This is a genomic window from Martinezella sp. CNPSo 3732 (assembly GCF_057784515.1).
The window spans coordinates 67,846-84,822 of sequence record NZ_JBXSOO010000021.1 but is presented as its reverse complement, the minus strand read 5'-3'; the positions used below and the strand labels follow the sequence as shown (position 1 = coordinate 84,822).

The following is a 16,977-nucleotide window of genomic DNA, read 5'->3' as shown; positions in this document are numbered from 1 at the left end:
ATTCCCCCTGCGGCGTGACTCTGCTACATCGGATTCGTGAACCAAAAATGTGCATCCACGACCGGAGGCCGGATCAAGACCATGCGTGTTTGCCTTTCGTCGACGATGTCAATCGCCCGGCTTCTGGCGCGAGCGGTATTGATCGTCACCTCCTGCGCCTTGCCGCTGGCCGCCCAGGAGACGAAGCCGCAGAACCTGCCGATCCTCTTCGATGCGCGCGAACGCCTGCCGAAACCGGACCTATCCTCGCTGGTCAGACTGCGCTTCCTGACGTCGATCGATTTTCCGCCCTTCAATTTTCTCGATCAGAACGGCAAGCTCACCGGCTTCCATGTCGAGCTTGCCCGCAAGATCTGCGACGAGCTCGCAATAGCGGACAAATGCCAGATCCAGGCCTTGCCCTTCGGCGAATTGCAGGGCGCGCTGGCCGCCTCGCAAGGCGATGCCGTCATCGCCGGTGTTGCGGTCACGCCCGAACTGCGCAAGACCTTCGCCTTTTCGCGACCCTTCCTGATGTTGCCGGCCCGTTTCGTGCGCAATCTCAAGGCATCGATCGGCGGCACGACCACAGCTTCGCTTTCTGGGCATCCGATCGGCGTCGTCAAGGGAACAGTGCACGAAGCGATGCTGGCGGCCTTCTTCCCGGCGATCAAGCCGGTACCGTTCGACGACAAGGATGGGCTTCTGGCCGCCGTCAAGGACGGCAAGGTCGATGCGGCATTTGCCGATGGCCTGCAGCTTTCGTTCTGGGTCTCTTCGCCGGCGGCGGAAAAATGCTGCGCTCTGTTTGACGGCCCCTATCTGTCGCAGCAGTTTCTCGGCGAAGGCATGACCATCATGCTGCGCCAGCAGGATGGCGATCTGACGGCCGCTATCAACCACGCGCTTGCCACCCTGTCGCGCGATGGCAGGCTGCAGGAAATCTATCTGCGCTATTTCCCTTACGGGCTTTACTGATTCAGCAATTTCAGGAAACCGCGCAGCGGTTTTCCGTCCGGAATGCGTAATGCCTCAGGCCTTGCGGTAGCGGGCGATCGCGCTGCGCTCGATGGCCGCACAGGTCAGTTTGTCGAGGCCGAGACGGTCGCGAAGCAGGCTGAGCAGGCGCAATTCCTCGGCCTTGACCGACAGGTCGGCTGAAGCGACTTCGACGGCCAGCGCATAGGCCGTGTCGTAGAGACGGGCGGGAAGCGTGTCGCGCACGGTTTCGAGCACGATATCCAATCCCTCATTGTTCGAAAGGAGCTTGGCGCAATCGCGGGAAACGGAAATCAGCTTCTCGTCGTCGAACCCCTTGAAGACCGGCAGGGCGTGAATGAGTTCTCCGATGCGGCTGAGTTCCCGGTCGTTCATCGTGCGATCGACGGCCGAGGCCAGTACCATGACGTAGATCAGGGCCTCGTGAGCAGAAAGCGGCTTGTTCATGACAGGCGAAGTCCTTTGAATTTGGCAAGCTGAAAAGCCGCGCGTCTCATGGCAAAAGTTACTGCATAATTCCTTAGATCGGAATCGATTTAAGGAATTATGCGGCGGATTAAAAGTGCTACAGCGGCCTTTGCGCGTCATATGTGACGCATGGCTGCAGTGGCGGAAGCAAGACGTCAGATCGGATTGAGCGGGTCTTCCTTGGGCAAGGCCGGTCCGAGCGTCGATTTTCCATTCTTGCGTGGATCGTCGCCATACATGCCGCGCTTCTTCTGCTTGGCCTCGTCAACGAGCGATGCGAGCGGCGAGCCCGGCTCCGGATCCGCCCAACCGAAGCGCACCAGCCAGGAACTGAGATCGACCCGGACATAGCGGCAGGCGCCCTTGACGGTGCCTTTCCAGTTGGCATCGGGCACATCGCAATCGATTGAACGGCCACGCAGATACATGCGGAATGCGGTGCGCGCGGCTTGGCCGCAGGGCCAGTCCTTCCCGCTCGGGCCGGTGCACATTCGGTCGACATCGGTCGGAATGATCCCGGTGAGTTGCACGCTCCTACCGGTGATGGTCAATATGCCGGCCTGATCCGAGAAAGGGCGGACGAGTTCGATCGTCGTCGTCTGCTCCTGTGGCTTGGATGCGGGATCAAGCGCTGCCTGTTCGGACTGAGACGCCGGCTGAGACTTTTGCTGCGGCGACTCCGGCGGCAGGGTTCGATGTTCGGCCGCCGCCGTCTCCCTGTCGATCTGGTCGGCCGGTATCCGGTTGTCCGGGACGGGATCGGTCTTGGCATGATTGTCAGATGCCGTCTGCGATGAAGCGGCAGCCGCCGTATCCGGCGTGGTTTCGCTTGGTTGCTGGGCCTGGGACATGGCGGCGTTCTTGCCGCTCGCAGTCTTTATCGCAGGCGGCAGCTTTTGGGTTTCCTCTGGCTTCGTCGATACGTCGTTCGAACGGGCAGGGTCGGTCGGAACCTTGTCGTCCTGTTGCGTCGCCGGCTGTGCCGCCGCCGCCATAGCCGCGGCGGACAGTTCGGGGCTGCTGTCGGAGCTGTTTGTCGAAGGGGACGCTGTAGCTAGGATCGTCGCCTTACCCTTCGTGGCTTGTGTGGCCGAGCCGGCGGCCTGCGCTACTGGTTGGCCTTCCGATTGCGCCTGACCTGAATTTGCGTCGCTTTGCTTCGTGGTTTCGGCAGGCGTGGGTGCCTCGATAGCCTTTGGTGGCGTGGTGTCGGCCTTGGCGGTCTCGCTCGGCGCAGCCGTAGCCGGCTTGCTTTCGTCCGTGGTTTCGCTGTGGCCGCGGTGGGGCAGGCTGAAACCACGCTCACCGACCTGAATCGCGACGAGGGTCAACCAAGAACCGACGATCACGCCTGCCACACCTGCAAGCCAAATATTACGACGCATAACGAGAAAACTTTCCTATTGGCTGGCCCAAATGATGCGGGCAATCCATTCCACATCCGCAAGATCGAAGCTGCGGTTGGGGTGTTCCGGATTGAGCGACAAAAGCTCAATCGACTTGGCGCTTTGCCGCAGCAGGACCTTGGCCATGACTTCGCCCTCGCGGGTCTTCACGACGACACGGTCGTTTTTTCTAATCTGAGCACCTGGCTCGACGATCAGAATATCCCCGTCGCGATAGAGCGGCAACATGCTTTCGCCCTGCACCTCAAGCGCATAGGCGCCGGTCCTGTGCCCGGCAGCGACGGGAAATTCCACCATGTCCCAGCCCTGACCGGCTGGAAATCCGCCATCGTCGAAGAAGCCGCCTGCGCCCGCTTGGGCAAAGCCGATCAGCGGTATGGCGTTGCCGGCCGGCAAAATCCCGTTTGGCGGAGTAGTAGCGCCCCGTGGCTCGGCGGGCCGGATGAAGCTCAGGAACTGCTCCAGGCTGGCACCCGTCGCATCGAGAATCTTGGCGATCGATTCCGTCGATGGCCAGCGCAGACGTCCGTCCTGGCTCAGCCGCTTCGATTTGTTGAAGGAGGTGGCATCGAGACCGGCGCGGCGGGCAAGGCCGGAAGGGGTCAAGGCATGCCGCTCGGCAAGCCGGTCGATCGCACCCCATATCTGCTCGTGTGACAGCATCGCCGCTCGGTATCCGCGCCGGCTCGCCCGGCGCTCTGCTCTTTAAAAAAGGTTAACCGAGGCATTTTGGCGAGTAAAGACCGGCATAGGAATAGGATCCTTTATCCCCGTGCTTTCGTGGCGGCATCAGGTCTTCTGCGGCTGCGGCTTGACGTCCGGCTGCTCGTTCTGGAACTCCTTCGCCATGCCCATGAAGCCACGCATGAATTTCTGCATGATCCCGAGCGTGCGGTCGATCTCGGCATCGTCGGGCAGGCTTGATCCCTTGTTTGCGGCGACTGTCTTTTCCAGCTTCGTCACGCGGTCGGAAAGCCGGTCCAGCTCATCGTCATAGGCTGTGCGCTCGTCGGCCGCCATGCGGCAGACGAGATTGCCGCCCTGATCCTGGCAGATCGACATCGCGCCGGTCTGCTTGTCGAGCCGAATGAAGTGATCGCCGCTGCGCTCCAGCTGGAAGCGTTCCGCATCCGGTTCGGCCGACAAAGCCTGTGTGGAGAGAAGAAAAGCAGCGGGCAGAAGCATGGCCACAAGGCCGATTTTCAGTTCCTTCGTCATGTCATCCTCCGGATTTTCTGCGTTAAACCCCAAATCCATCACGGAAACCGTGGACATCGGCTGATGTTTTCGTGCAAAGCCCTATCAGGACAGCTTTACAGAGGGATGATGACCGCCATGCCAGTGGTTTACAAGATCGTGCCGGACACGCTCTGGCAGCAAGCCAGACAAAGCGGCGTTTTTCATGGCGCGGCGATCGATCTGACCGACGGCTACATTCATCTCTCCACCGCGAAGCAGGCAAAGAAAACCGCCGAGCTCTATTTTACCGGGCAGACCGGGCTACTGTTGGTCGCGGTCGATGGCGACGTCCTCGGCGACAAATTGGTCTTTGAACCCTCCCGCGGCGGCGATCTCTTCCCGCATCTTTATGCGCCGCTGCCGCTTTCGGCCGTGCTCTGGGAAAAGCCGCTGCCAATTGGCGACGATGGCGCTCACCTCTTTCCGGAGATGCCGGAATGATCGGCGCCCTTAGTGATCTCGGCCGGCGCGGCCTGTTCCTGTTCGATCCGGAAACCGCGCACGGCATGTCGATAACGGCGTTGAAATCGGGGCTGCTTCCGGCCTGTCGTATCAACGCCGATCCGCGCCTGCGCCAGACCGTGGCCGGGCTCGAGTTTGCCAATCCCATCGGCATGGCTGCCGGCTACGACAAGAATGCCGAAGTGCCGGAGGCGCTGCTGAAACTCGGTTTCGGCTTTACCGAGATCGGCACGGTGACGCCGAAGGCACAGCCAGGCAATCCGCGTCCGCGCATCTTCCGCCTAGTCGACGACGAAGGCGTCATCAACCGCCTCGGCTTCAACAATGAGGGCCATGAGGCAGCGTTTCAGCGCCTCAAAACCATCCGTGGCAATGGTATCATCGGTGTCAATATCGGCGCCAACAAGGATAGCGCCGACCGCATCGCCGATTATGTCGCCGGTATCCGCCGCTTCTATTCCGTGGCGCGCTATTTCACCGCCAATATCTCCTCTCCGAACACGCCGGGCCTACGCGATCTGCAGGCGCGCGAAAGCTTGTCGGCCCTGCTGTCGGCCGTGCTTTCTGCCCGCGACGAAGAAGCGGCCAAGGCCGGCAAGCGCATTCCCGTCTTTCTCAAGATCGCGCCCGATCTAACGGAGGAGGGCATGGACGATATCGCCGCGGAAGCACTGTCGCATGCGCTCGATGGCCTGATCGTCTCCAACACTACGCTCGCGCGCGATGGCCTGAAGGATCAGCGGCAGGCCAAAGAGGCCGGCGGCCTGTCGGGCAAGCCGGTCTTCGAAAAATCGACCGTGGTGCTTGCCAAGATGCGCCGCCGCGTGGGTGCCGCTTTGCCGATCATCGGGGTCGGTGGCGTATCCTCAGCGGAGACGGCGCTCGAGAAGATCAAGGCCGGCGCTGATCTCGTGCAGCTCTATTCCTGCATGGTCTATGAAGGGCCGGGCTTGCCGTCACAGATCGTTGCCGGCCTGTCGAAACTGCTCGACCGCGAGCGCGCCGGTTCGATCCGCGATCTGCGCGATGCCAAGCTGGATTACTGGGCGAACCGGAACGTCTGATCCGCCCGCTTCTTCAGGCCCATGGCCAGGAAGATGCCGCGAAACAGCAGGAAGGCATTCATGGCTATCCAGAGCCCATGATTGCCGAGCGTCGGCACGAGGATGGCCAGCGCGATGAGATAGCCGCCGAAGGAGAGCAGCATCTTGTTGCGCATCTCGCGCGACCATGTGGCGCCGATGAAGACTCCATCCATCAGAAAGGCGAGTGCGCCGGTCAGGCCGGTGATCGCTGCCCAGGGCAGATAGGTCTCCGCAGCGAGGCGCACCTCTTCGGAGGTTGTCAGCAGGCGGATCAGCGCCGGCCCAACCGTGAAGAAGAAAATGGCGGCGGCAAGCGCCAGCCCAAAGGACCAGAGCCCGGTCAGCTTCAATCCGCGCTCGAAGGCCGGCCGATAATTGGCGCCGATCGAGCGGCCGGTGATCTGCTCCGCCGCGTTCGCGAGCCCGTCGAGATAATAGCCTGACAGCAGAAAGAAGTTCATCAGCACGGCATTGGCGGCAAGCATGACGGCGCCGAAGCTGTTGCCGATGCGTGTCATCAGTGTGAAGGCGGCAATCAGCACGAAGGTCCGGATCAGGATATCGCGGTTGAGCGCGAAGAGCTGCATGAGCTTGACGCGCGAGAGCAGCTCCGCGCGCGCCGGCCGTTCCTCACCGGCAAAGCTGCGCAGCACGATGAAAAGCCCCAGCAGCATGCCGCTCGCTTCGCCGATCAGGGTACCCCAGGCAACGCCGGCGACGCCCCAGCCTAGATAGAGCCCGAGCAGGATGGCGAGCATGATGTTGACGCCATTGATGACGGTCTGCAGTAAGAGCCCGATACGGCCTTGGCCGCGGCCGAGCACGAAGCCGAGCAGCGCGTAATTGGCAAGCGCTGCCGGTCCCGACAGCATGCGGATGGAGAAATAGGTGCGCGTCGCATCCGCGATGCCGCCTTGCGGCCCCATGAGCTTGAGGCCGAGCCAAAGGAGAAGAGGCGACAAGAGCACGATCAGGATGCCTGATGTGAGCGCCGATATCAGCGCTCGCCAGAAGACGGCCTGCTGTTCGTGCCGATCGTGACGGCCATAGGCTTGCGCGGTCAGCCCTGTCGTCGAAGCGCGCAGAAAGTTGAAGCTTGAGAAAAGGAGATCGAACAACACGGCGCCGATCGCAAGGCCGGCGAGCGCGTCGGGCTGGCCCATATGGCCGACGACGGCCGTATCGACAAGGCCGAGCAGCGGTGTCGTCATGAAGCCGAGCGTCATCGGAAGCGCGATCGACAGCACGAGCCGATGCGTCACGTCGAAGGGCAGAACCCGCCGGCTCCCTTGCTGGACATCCATTTGACGTTACGCCTCCTCAGTTCGAGGACAGCACCATGGACCAATAAGGCCTGTCGCCGGAAGAGGGTGCATAGGCGAGAGCGACGCCAAGCCCATCATATTTGCCGAGCATGTTGTGCAAATGCTTCGGCGAATTGATCCAGGCCGTCACTACTGCATTCACGTCGCGCTGCCCCTCGGCAATGTTCTCGGCTGCCGGCAGCTTGACGCCGCTTGCCTTGACCCGCTTGCCGAAATTGTCGCCGAGGCCGATCAGGTGCTCCATCTTGCCAGCATTCGCCATGCGCCGGGCCTGATAGACGGCGGCGGTGCTGGCGGCCGTGTCGATCTTCAATGGCGGCAAGCCGTTCTTGGCGCGCAGTGCATTGACGAGCGGCAGGGCGGAGGCGGTCTGGTCGCTGGAAGGGATATTGGAAATCCGGGCGGGCGGCGTGGCGCAGCTCGCAACGGATGCGGTAAGCGCAAGAGCAGCGAGGCGCAACGCATCGCGGCGCGTTAAGGTCAGTGTCTGGGAGGTCATGTCAGCTGCGGTAATTGAACAAACGAAGTATGATGAAGATCGGAATGACGATGGATGCGCCGAGCAGCACATAATCGCCGAATTCGCCAAGCGCGGCAAAGCCGCTGTGCCAGAGATCGAGCAGGAAGCGGCGGACGCCATAGAGGAAGTCGAGTGGCCGCCAGCCGAAGAACTTCATCACGAAGCCGACGACGAGCGACACGATGACGAGCTTCACCAGCGTTCTGCCTGGCGAGTCGCCAAGGAATCTGTTCACCTGATCGGACATGCTGACGTCTCCATAATGGCAGTCGGTCGGTGTTGAGATAGGGCCGGCGCCTGCGACTCGCAAGCACTTTCGCCCCAGCTTACACCCTAAACCAGCGTCTGCCTGAAATAGGACTTGAGTTTTTTTATGGCCGCGTTCAAAGGCGAGCGTCAAACAGGATGAAACCCATGTTGCCGAGCCAGCTTTCCTCCGGCGATGTCATCGCCGACCGCCGCGCCGACTATGCGAAGATGCTTGCCGAGAGCAGCGAGCCCGCGAGTGCCGCCGAGCTGATGGAGCAGGCGCTGGAGCTCGCGCCGCGCTGGGCGGCGGGCTGGTTCACGCTTGCAACCTATCGCGAGAAGGCCGGCGATGCGCCGGGCGCGATCGCAGCGCTGAACGAGGTGCTGGCGCTTGATGCGGGCGATGTCTTCGGCGCGCGCCTGAAGCTTGCCGTTCTCGGCGGTGCCGAAGTGCCGGACCGGCCGCCGAGCCTCTATGTCGAGCGATTGTTCGATGACTATGCCGACCGCTTCGAAACCTCGCTGGTCGAGAAGCTCGGCTATAGCGTGCCTGGCAAGCTGGCCACGCTGATCGCTGAAACGACTGACATCCCCAAACATTTCCGCCTTGCCGTCGATCTCGGCTGCGGCACGGGTCTGCTCGGGCCGGAAATCCGCGCCCGTGTCGGTCGGCTGGAAGGTTACGACCTGTCGAAGGGTATGCTTGCCAAGGCGGCCGAGAAGAATGTCTACGATCATCTCGGCCAGGCCGACCTCTCGCTGGAGCCGGAGCTGTCAGGCATTTTCGATGTCGGGCTTGCGGCTGGCCGGGCGGATCTGATCACCGCCGCCGACGTGCTGATGTATCTCGGCGATCTGCATGGCGTAATGGCGGTCGTGCAGAAACTTTCGGCCGATGGCGCCGTCTTTGCCTTTTCGGTCGAGGATGCGCAGCAGACGGACGGTTATGTGCTGCGAGATTCCCTGCGTTTTGCCCATTCGGAAGCCTATGTCAGGGAAATGCTGGCTCATCATGACTTCACCGTGCGGGATTTGGCCCGCAGCATCATTCGTATGGATGGCGGAAAACCCGTCCACGGCATTCTGTTCATTGCGAGTAAATCGGCCTGATGATTTCGAATCTTGCGAATTTGAAATAGGTCAGCATTGCTTACGTATTTTCGCTTGATTGTCGCATGAGATTTCAGCAAAAAGCCCTGAAACCCAGGGGAAATCACATGGCAAACGCAAAGAGCGCATTTGGTATCTGGAAGACGTCCGCGACCCGGCATTCGTGGATCGAGGATATTCAAGGCATCGTCTCCGGCAGCCTGATTTCCTCGCTCGGGTTATTTTGCCTTTCAAGCGCCGGCCTTCTGACCGGCAGCACCGCCGGCATCGCTTTCCTGCTGCATTACGCGATCGGCGTGAATTTCGGCCTGGCCTTCTTTGTGGTCAACCTGCCGTTCTTCTATCTCTCGCTGAAACAGCTCGGCCCGGTCTTCACCATCAAGACCTTCATCGCCATCGCGCTGACCTCGCTGCTGACCAACCTGCAGCCGCTGCTTTTCGATATCGCGCATATCAACGCGCTCTGGTCGGCGGTGCTCGGCGGCATTCTGCTCGGCTTCGGGCTGCTCGCGCTCTACCGTCATCGCGCCAGCCTCGGCGGCGTCGGCATTCTGGGGATTTACCTGCAGGAGCGTTTCGGCATCAGGGCAGGGCTGGTGCAGCTTGCGATCGACCTATGCGTGCTTGCAGTCGCTTTTGCGGTGACCACGCCCTTTGTGGTCATCTGCTCGGTGATCGGCGCAATCGCGCTCAACCTCTTCGTCGCGATCAATCATCGCTCGGATCGCTATATAGCGCTGTGAAGCCGAAGCTTACTGCTTGCGGGTCTCGTCGGATTCGACGATCGCGGCTTCGTGATACCAGCTGTCGAATGCGGCCGTCGCAATGGACGGCCCGATATCCGGGGTGAGGTTCACCTTCGGACGCTGGCTGAGCGCCGTGGGACGAGCCGTAACGGGAAACTGATAGATCTTTGCGGTTTCGTGCCGAGTACCGATTGCCATTCGTTGTCTCTCCCTTTTTGGTGTTCAAGCGGGCGCGCTTCAAGAGACAGCTCATATATAGCAAAGCCGAAGACGAATATCACCATTCCGCTTAAAAAAAATGCTAAATGATGAAATTATAGGCAATTCGACGGTAGTGCAGCGAATGCCGCTTCTTTTATCTGTCGATTTTCCAATCCATTTTAGGGCGGGCTGAGCCTGCGACACTTTGGCAGCTCGATTGGAACCATGGCGGCAATTGAAAAGAATCTGATGCTTGGCACCGGGAAATCTTGCCGGAACGCGTCTGAATCATAAAAATCTCGCCTGATAGGCCGGGTGTCGATGCGATCTGGCACGGCACATGCATCTCTCCTGGCAGCCGTTCGTAGTGAGGAATTTTCCGGCGGGCGCGCCGGGCAAGTTTTCCTACTTCGCCTGATTAACTGTTATGAGGTGCGTAATGACGAAATATAAGCTCGAGTACATCTGGCTCGACGGGTACACCCCGGTACCGAACCTGCGCGGTAAAACGCAGATCAAGGAATTCGACGCATTTCCGACGCTCGAGCAGCTTCCGCTTTGGGGCTTCGATGGTTCGTCGACGATGCAGGCCGAAGGCCGCAGCTCGGATTGCGTGCTGAAGCCCGTCGCCATCTACCCGGACCCAGCCCGTACCAACGGCGCTCTCGTCATGTGCGAAGTCATGATGCCTGATGGCGTTACGCCGCATGAGTCCAACAGCCGCGCGACCATCCTTGACGATGAAGACGCATGGTTCGGCTTCGAGCAGGAATACTTCTTCTACAAGGACGGCCGTCCGCTCGGCTTCCCGGAATCCGGCTACCCGGCTCCGCAGGGCCCGTACTACACCGGCGTCGGCTACAAGAACGTCGGCGATGTCGCTCGCGAGATCGTTGAAGAGCACCTCGACCTCTGCCTCGAAGCCGGCATCAACCACGAAGGCATCAACGCTGAAGTGGCCAAGGGCCAGTGGGAATTCCAGATTTTCGGCAAGGGCTCCAAGAAGGCAGCCGACCAGATCTGGATGGCACGCTACCTGCTGCTGCGTCTGTGCGAAAAGTACGGCATCGACATCGAGTTCCACTGCAAGCCGCTCGGCGATACCGACTGGAACGGTTCGGGGATGCACTGCAACTTCTCGACCAAGTTCATGCGCGAAGTCGGCGGCAAGGCCTATTTCGAAGCGCTGATGGCTCAGTTCGACAAGAACCTCGAAGCCCACATCGCTGTCTACGGCCCGGACAACCACATGCGTCTGACCGGCAAGCATGAGACGGCACCGTGGAACAAGTTCTCCTACGGCGTTGCCGACCGCGGCGCCTCGATCCGCGTTCCGCACTCCTTCATCAAGAACGACTACAAGGGCTACCTCGAAGATCGTCGTCCGAACTCGCAAGGCGACCCCTACCAGATCGCTTCGCAGGTCCTGAAGACGATCTCGGAAGTTCCGACGGCTGGCTTCGGCTCGGTTGCTGCCTAAGACTTCTCAGCTTCGGTTCGCCGAGCTCGATAGAACAAGTGAATGACGCGGGGTTTTGGCCCCGCGTTTTTCGTTTTGAGGTTATCAAGTAGCCGCTGTCGCCCAGACTTTCTTGGGCCCCCGCTGCTAACCCCACAGTCCGTCATCCTCGGGCTTGACCCGAGGATCCACGCCCAAGCTGCGGAACATGCGATACGATACGCAAGGACGCCGCTTGAAAGATGCGCGCTCGCCGGTACTCGTTAACAGCATTCCTGCCGAGCCGACTTCCTTGTGCCTGGATCCTCGGGTCAAGCCCGAGGATGACGGAGCTCAAGGGAAAGCCCAGGGGAGCAAGCGGCGGCACATCACATGCTGGGAAGAGCGTAGTCAAGCAGCCTTGCTTGCCGCATCGACCGGATGCTGCGAGCGGAAGCCGACGGCGAGGCGGTTCCAGATGTTGATCGTGCCGATCGCCACCGTGATCTTGACGATCTCCTCTTCGCTGAAATGCTGCTTCAACGGCTCGTAGTCGGAATCCGGAATGCCGGTCTGAGCGATCTTGGTGACGGAATCCACCCAGCGGAGCAAAGCACGCTCGCGGTCGTCATAAACAGGCGATTCCCACCAGACGCACATCAGGTTGATCCACTGCTCGCTCAAGCCATCGTGCCGGGCTTCCTTCGAGTGCATGTCGACGCAATAGGCGCAGCCATTGATCTGCGACGCCCGGAGCTTGATCAGATGGATGAAGCGCCGTTCGAGGCCGCTGCCCTGGACGAAGTTTTCCAGCGCGACGACGGCCTTGTAGGAGTCCGGGGAGGCTTTGGCGAAGTTGAAACGCGGATGCATGGGTCTTCTCCTTGGGTTTAAAGCTTGAGGTTCAGTTTCTGGTCTTGCGTTCATGCAGCTCGAGAAAGGCGCAGCCTCTCGCGGCGATCCCGCCATCTGTGTCCGTCTGCCTGAGATCGGTCAGGACGTCGGCGATCGTTGTCTTTGCCAATTCAGCCCGATAGACGCGCTCGGCCGCCAGCATGGCGGCATTGATGCCGCAGGGCTTGGCGAAGTAGCGCCCTTCCAGCGGGTTCGGACCGCGCTGGCGGATTTCCGCACAGCGGAAGGCGGGTGCAGGGCCTTCAGCCGCCAGCACGATATCGAGCAGGGTGATCTCCTCCGGCTTGCGCGCCAACCGATAGCCACCCTTCGGTCCCGGCACGGTATCGAGAATGCCGGCACCCGAAAGCGCCTGCAGATGCTTCAGAAGGTAGCTGACCGAAACGCCGTGAAATTCGGCAAGGGCAGCCGCCGAAAGCACGCCGCTATCGGACAGGCCAGCCAGCATGCCAACGCAATGGATGGATTGTTCAACACCGTCTCCGAGCTTCATTTTCGCGCCTCTCAAATCATGGATAATTTTTATCTATGATTATGATGGGAGTCAAGTAGGGAATGCGAACGTCCCCACGCGCGCCGTCATCCTCGGGCTTGACCCGAGGAACCATGCCCAAGCCTCGCAGCCCCGCGCGATGGCAGACAAGGGCGTATCCATCCTTGCGCCATCAAGCGATTTAGATACCAATCGGAAGCGCCTGTGCTTGGATCCTCGGGTCAAGCCCGAGGATGACGGTGCGTGTGGAGACCATGGACACATGGCGGTCTTGGCGCAGAAGAGGAGTGGCCGGATCGTCCTTGCTCTTCTCCAGCTCCCCGCTTCCTATCCTCCACATTTCAACTACATTCAGCCCGTGGACCAGATCGACGCCGACCGCCTCCTTGCCCTGCCTGCCCCCTTCATCCGCTGGTTTGCGGAAAAGGGCTGGCAGCCGCGCGCCCATCAGTTGGAACTGCTGGCCCGCGCTGAGGCCGGTGAAAGCACGCTGCTGATTGCTCCCACCGGCGCCGGCAAGACGCTCGCCGGCTTCCTGCCGTCGCTCACCGATATCACCCGGCGAGGCAGAATTCCGCCCGGCTCGGCCTTCACCGGCATCCACACGCTCTACATCTCGCCATTGAAGGCGCTTGCCGTCGATATCGAGCGCAACCTGATGAAGCCCGTTTCGGAAATGGGCCTGCCTGTCACGGTCGAGAACCGCACGGGCGATACGCCAAGCGGCAAGCGGCAGCGGCAGAAGCTCAACCCGCCCGATATCCTGTTGACGACGCCCGAGCAGGTGGCGCTGCTGCTCGCCAATCGCGAGGCAGAGCGCTTCTTCAAGGATCTGAAATACATCGTCTTCGACGAGCTGCATTCGCTCGTCATCTCCAAGCGCGGCCATATGCTATCGCTCGGCCTTGCCCGTATCCGCAAGCTGGCGCCGCGCGTGCAGACCATCGGCCTTTCAGCGACGGTCGCCGATCCCATGGATCTGCAGAAATGGCTGGTGGCGCAGCGGCCGGGGCAAGAGCACCACGCCGGCCTCGTCATCGTCGAGGGCGGCGCCAAGCCCGATATCTCGATTCTGTCCACGGAAGAACGCATCCCCTGGTCCGGCCATTCCGCCAAATATGCGATCCCCGATATCTATCGCGAGCTGAAGGCGCATCGCACGACGTTGCTTTTCGTCAACACGCGCTCGCAGGCGGAAATGCTGTTTCAGGAGCTATGGTCGGCCAATGATGACAATCTGCCGATCGCCCTGCACCACGGGTCGCTCGATGTTGGCCAGCGCCGGAAAGTAGAGGCGGCCATGGCGGAAAACCGGCTGCGCGCCGTCGTCGCCACATCGACACTCGATCTCGGCATAGACTGGGGCGATGTCGATCTCGTCATTCATGTCGGCGCGCCGAAAGGCGCGAGCCGCCTTGCCCAGCGCATCGGCCGCGCCAATCACCGTATGGACGAGCCGTCGAAGGCGATCCTTGTGCCGGCCAACCGCTTCGAGGTCATGGAATGCCAGGGTGCACTTGATGCCAACTATATGGGCGCCCAGGACACGCCGCCGATCGGTGCCGGTGCGCTCGACGTTCTCGCCCAGCATGTCCTCGGCATGGCTTGCGCCGAACCCTTCGACATGCTGGAACTCTACGATGAGGTGCAGAGTGCCGCTCCCTATGCCGAGCTTTCCTGGGAGACCTTCGAGCGCATCGTCGATTTTGTCGCCACCGGCGGCTATGCGCTACGGACTTATGAGCGCTATGCCCGAATCCGCAAGACTGCGGATGGGCGCTGGCGGGTCTCCAATCCGCAGGTCGCGCAGCAATATCGCCTGAACCTCGGCACGATCGTCGAAGAGGCGATGCTGAATATCCGTCTGGTGAAACGCAACGCGCTGGGCTCGCTTGGAAGAGGTGGCGCGCCGTTAGGCAAGGTCGAGGAATATTTCGTCGAGCAGTTGGCACCGGGCGATACCTTCCTCTTTTCCGGCAAGGTACTGCGCTTCGAAGGCATCCGCGAGAGCGAATGCCTGGCCTCGCAGGCCTTCTCGCTGGATCCGAAAATCCCCTCCTACGCCGGCGGCAAGTTTCCGCTTTCGACCTATCTCGCCGATCAGGTGCGGGCGATGATTGCCGATCCTGACCGGCGGCACCGTCTGCCGGATCAGGTGCGCGATTGGCTGGAAATTCAGAACGAGAAGTCGCTGCTGCCGAAGCGCGATGAGTTTCTGATCGAGACTTTCCCGCGCGGCAGCCGCGCCTACATGGTCGCCTATCCTTTCGAGGGAAGGCTGGCGCACCAGACGCTCGGCATGCTGCTGACCCGAAGGCTGGAGCGCGCCGGCGCCAAGCCCATGGGCTTCGTCGCGACCGATTATTCTCTCGGCATCTGGGGGTTGGAGGATATGGGGCTGATGATCGCCAACGGGCGCCTCAGCCTCTCCGATCTCTTCGACGAGGATATGCTCGGAGACGATCTCGAGGCGTGGCTCGATGAATCCTTTCTTTTGAAGCGCACCTTCCGCAATTGCGCCGTGATTGCCGGCTTGATCGAGCGCCGGCATCCGGGCAAGGAAAAGACCGGCAGGCAGGTAACGGTTTCGGCCGATCTGATCTATGATGTGCTTCGCAGCCACGAGCCCGATCATATCCTCCTGCAGGCGACGAGACAGGATGCTGCGACCGGACTTTTGGATATTGGCCGACTTGCGGATATGCTGAAGCGAATCAAGGGCCATATAACCCATCGCGCGCTGGACCATATTTCCCCGCTCGCCGTGCCGGTGATGCTGGAAATCGGCAAGGTGCCGGTGCCGGGCGAGGCTCACGATTCCCTGCTTGCGGAAGCGGCCGACGACCTGATCCGCGAGGCGATGGAATAGGATGCTGCAGGGCACACGACGAAGGTAGATTGTTAAAGTGATGAACCGCCTGGCGCTAGCGCGAGATATAAATGCTCAAGGCAACGGCGTAGCCAGCGCGCTGGGCGTCGAGGCCGTCATTCATGGTGTCGCCGCCGTCTGTGATCCCCTCGGCGCGCTCTATCTGCCGGATGCCGGCATTCTCGTCGTCTCCGACCTGCATCTGGAAAAGGGCGCGGCCTTTGCCCGCCGGGGCATGATGCTGCCGCCATACGATACGCTGGCGACGCTGACTGTTCTTTCCGCCGTCATCTCGCGCTACGATCCGAAACTCGTCGTTTCGCTGGGTGATAATTTCCATGATCGCGTCGGTTCGCAGCATCTGCCGGACGAGTTTCGCCGCCTGATCGTCAACATGGCCCGCGGCCGCGAATGGATCTGGATCAACGGCAATCACGATCCGGACGGCACGGTCGATCTCCCCGGCCATTCGGTCGACGAGATGCATTATGGCAGGCTTACCTTCCGCCATGAACCGAAAGCGGGCTTGCAGGCCGGCGAGATCGCCGGCCACCTGCATCCCTCCGCCACGGTTCGGCGTCGCGAAAAATCCGTGCGCCGCCCGTGCTTTGCAACGGATGGCGCCCGCCTGCTGATGCCGGCCTTCGGCGTGATGACCGGTGGCCTCGATCTTCGCCACAAGGCCATGGCCGGCCTTTTCGAGCGGGAGAGCCTGATTGCGCACCTGCTCGGCCGCGACCGCATCTATTCCGTCCGTTTCGGCAATCTCTCGGCTTAGAGCAACTCCAGGAAAAGTGCGAAGCGGTTTTCCGCCAGGAATTGCGTAAAAACACGAAGATAGAGCGTTTTCGCGATTCGAACAAAAGCGAAAAAGCTCTAGGCCGCGTTCGCCGGCTCATAGCGCAGGATCACCGCGCCGGTCTTCAACGAGCGTGAATCGATGAGCTTCATCGGCCGTTGTTCGGCCGCCGGTTTGAAATGCGGATTGCCGGCGCCGAGGACGACCGGAACGAGGCAGATGCGGATCTCATCCACTAGCCCAGCCTTGAGCAACACATCCGTCACTTCGGCGCTGCCGAAGACGAACATGGTCTTGCCCGGTTCTTCCTTCAGCTTCTTCACTTCAGCGACAATGTCGCCGACAACCCGGGTATTGTTCCAGTCTGCTTTGTCGAGCGTCCGCGAAGCGGCAATCTTGGCGATGCCGTTCATATAGGTGGTGATGTCAGACGTTTCCGTCGCGGTCGGCCAATAGGCGGCCATGCCTTCATAGGTTTTGCGCCCGAAGATCAGCAGATCGCCTTCCTTGCCGAGCTCGGTCGCATAGTGTTCCAGCTCATCGCCCCAGGCGAGCATGTGAAAATCGAGGTCCCAGGGCTTGGCTCCCTCGAAATAACCGTCGAGCGTCATGAGATTCCAGATAACGAGCTTCCTCATCACTTCTCCTCCATTGCGATAACCGGATCATAATCA

The 16,977-nt window shown here is 60.8% G+C and carries 19 protein-coding genes; 8 read left to right on the top strand and 11 right to left on the bottom strand.

Annotation, left to right across the window (positions count from 1 at the left end):
- Positions 1-81: 81 nt before the first annotated feature.
- Positions 82-957: a transporter substrate-binding domain-containing protein gene (locus tag AC13RM_RS26325; RefSeq protein ID WP_285175403.1), complete on the top strand. Its 876-nt coding sequence runs from the start codon at positions 82-84 to the stop codon at positions 955-957.
- A gap of 54 nt (positions 958-1,011) precedes the next feature.
- Here the strand turns inward: AC13RM_RS26325 and AC13RM_RS26320 are convergent, their stop codons facing one another.
- From AC13RM_RS26320 to AC13RM_RS26305, 4 genes are all read right to left on the bottom strand, one after another.
- Positions 1,012-1,425 (bottom strand): tellurite resistance TerB family protein, encoded by a 414-nt coding sequence (locus AC13RM_RS26320; RefSeq protein WP_015338732.1) that lies wholly within the window; start codon positions 1,423-1,425, stop codon positions 1,012-1,014.
- Between the two features lie 176 nt (positions 1,426-1,601).
- Complete coding sequence (locus tag AC13RM_RS26315; RefSeq protein WP_285175402.1) at positions 1,602-2,831, bottom strand: thermonuclease family protein; 1,230 nt, start codon at positions 2,829-2,831, stop codon at positions 1,602-1,604.
- 15 nt (positions 2,832-2,846) lie between these two features.
- Entirely contained in the window at positions 2,847-3,515 is a 669-nt protein-coding gene (locus AC13RM_RS26310; RefSeq protein WP_285175401.1) for a S24 family peptidase, read from the bottom strand.
- A 126-nt stretch (positions 3,516-3,641) separates the two neighbouring features.
- Positions 3,642-4,070 carry a hypothetical protein gene (locus AC13RM_RS26305; protein ID WP_285175400.1) on the bottom strand — a complete coding sequence of 143 codons (429 nt, stop codon included), beginning with the start codon at positions 4,068-4,070 and terminating at the stop codon, positions 3,642-3,644.
- Between the two features lie 105 nt (positions 4,071-4,175).
- Between AC13RM_RS26305 and AC13RM_RS26300 the strand changes: the two genes are divergently transcribed.
- Positions 4,176-4,532 carry a DUF952 domain-containing protein gene (locus AC13RM_RS26300; RefSeq protein WP_488555855.1) on the top strand — a complete coding sequence of 119 codons (357 nt, stop codon included), beginning with the start codon at positions 4,176-4,178 and terminating at the stop codon, positions 4,530-4,532.
- Positions 4,529-5,617 carry a quinone-dependent dihydroorotate dehydrogenase gene (locus tag AC13RM_RS26295; RefSeq protein WP_440479973.1) on the top strand — a complete coding sequence of 363 codons (1,089 nt, stop codon included), beginning with the start codon at positions 4,529-4,531 and terminating at the stop codon, positions 5,615-5,617. The genes AC13RM_RS26300 and AC13RM_RS26295 overlap by 4 nt, the downstream gene beginning before the upstream one ends.
- Here AC13RM_RS26295 and AC13RM_RS26290 read toward each other — a convergent pair.
- Genes AC13RM_RS26290 through AC13RM_RS26280 form a run of 3 tightly spaced genes read right to left on the bottom strand, consistent with a single transcriptional unit; the run spans position 5,593 to position 7,730 of the window.
- Positions 5,593-6,942, bottom strand: coding sequence for an MATE family efflux transporter (locus AC13RM_RS26290; RefSeq protein ID WP_440479972.1), 1,350 nt, complete (start codon positions 6,940-6,942; stop codon positions 5,593-5,595). The genes AC13RM_RS26295 and AC13RM_RS26290 overlap by 25 nt on opposite strands.
- Before the next feature lie 16 nt (positions 6,943-6,958).
- Positions 6,959-7,462, bottom strand: a complete 504-nt coding sequence (locus tag AC13RM_RS26285; RefSeq protein WP_440479971.1) for a CAP domain-containing protein — start codon at positions 7,460-7,462, stop codon at positions 6,959-6,961.
- 1 nt (position 7,463) lies between these two features.
- On the bottom strand, positions 7,464-7,730 hold the full coding sequence (locus tag AC13RM_RS26280) for a DUF6460 domain-containing protein (protein WP_047628163.1): 267 nt from the start codon (positions 7,728-7,730) through the stop codon (positions 7,464-7,466).
- Between the two features lie 167 nt (positions 7,731-7,897).
- Here AC13RM_RS26280 and AC13RM_RS26275 point away from each other — a divergent pair, with 167 nt between their 5' ends.
- A complete protein-coding gene (locus AC13RM_RS26275) occupies positions 7,898-8,842 on the top strand; it encodes a class I SAM-dependent methyltransferase (protein WP_488555849.1) in 945 nt (314 codons plus the stop codon).
- Between the two features lie 107 nt (positions 8,843-8,949).
- A complete protein-coding gene (locus tag AC13RM_RS26270; protein WP_113229365.1) occupies positions 8,950-9,585 on the top strand; it encodes a YitT family protein in 636 nt (211 codons plus the stop codon).
- A 9-nt stretch (positions 9,586-9,594) separates the two neighbouring features.
- On the opposite strand, the gene AC13RM_RS26265 is transcribed toward AC13RM_RS26270, so the two are convergent.
- Positions 9,595-9,786, bottom strand: coding sequence for a DUF2735 domain-containing protein (locus AC13RM_RS26265; protein ID WP_015338743.1), 192 nt, complete (start codon positions 9,784-9,786; stop codon positions 9,595-9,597).
- A 442-nt stretch (positions 9,787-10,228) separates the two neighbouring features.
- Here AC13RM_RS26265 and AC13RM_RS26260 point away from each other — a divergent pair, with 442 nt between their 5' ends.
- Positions 10,229-11,269 (top strand): glutamine synthetase beta-grasp domain-containing protein, encoded by a 1,041-nt coding sequence (locus AC13RM_RS26260; RefSeq protein WP_095433900.1) that lies wholly within the window; start codon positions 10,229-10,231, stop codon positions 11,267-11,269.
- Positions 11,270-11,638: 369 nt separating this feature from the next.
- Here AC13RM_RS26260 and AC13RM_RS26255 read toward each other — a convergent pair whose 3' ends face one another.
- Both AC13RM_RS26255 and AC13RM_RS26250 read right to left on the bottom strand, forming a co-directional pair.
- Positions 11,639-12,100 carry a carboxymuconolactone decarboxylase family protein gene (locus AC13RM_RS26255; protein WP_488555848.1) on the bottom strand — a complete coding sequence of 154 codons (462 nt, stop codon included), beginning with the start codon at positions 12,098-12,100 and terminating at the stop codon, positions 11,639-11,641.
- Positions 12,101-12,131: 31 nt separating this feature from the next.
- Entirely contained in the window at positions 12,132-12,635 is a 504-nt protein-coding gene (locus AC13RM_RS26250) for an RrF2 family transcriptional regulator (protein ID WP_440479968.1), read from the bottom strand.
- 358 nt (positions 12,636-12,993) lie between these two features.
- Between AC13RM_RS26250 and AC13RM_RS26245 the strand changes: the two genes are divergently transcribed.
- Positions 12,994-15,504 (top strand): ligase-associated DNA damage response DEXH box helicase, encoded by a 2,511-nt coding sequence (locus AC13RM_RS26245; protein WP_440479979.1) that lies wholly within the window; start codon positions 12,994-12,996, stop codon positions 15,502-15,504.
- Positions 15,505-15,544: 40 nt separating this feature from the next.
- Positions 15,545-16,282, top strand: coding sequence for a ligase-associated DNA damage response endonuclease PdeM (gene pdeM / locus AC13RM_RS26240; RefSeq protein ID WP_488555854.1), 738 nt, complete (start codon positions 15,545-15,547; stop codon positions 16,280-16,282).
- Between the two features lie 98 nt (positions 16,283-16,380).
- On the opposite strand, the gene AC13RM_RS26235 is transcribed toward pdeM, so the two are convergent.
- Positions 16,381-16,941, bottom strand: a complete 561-nt coding sequence (locus AC13RM_RS26235) for a dihydrofolate reductase family protein (RefSeq protein ID WP_374821878.1) — start codon at positions 16,939-16,941, stop codon at positions 16,381-16,383.
- Positions 16,942-16,977: the final 36 nt, after the last annotated feature.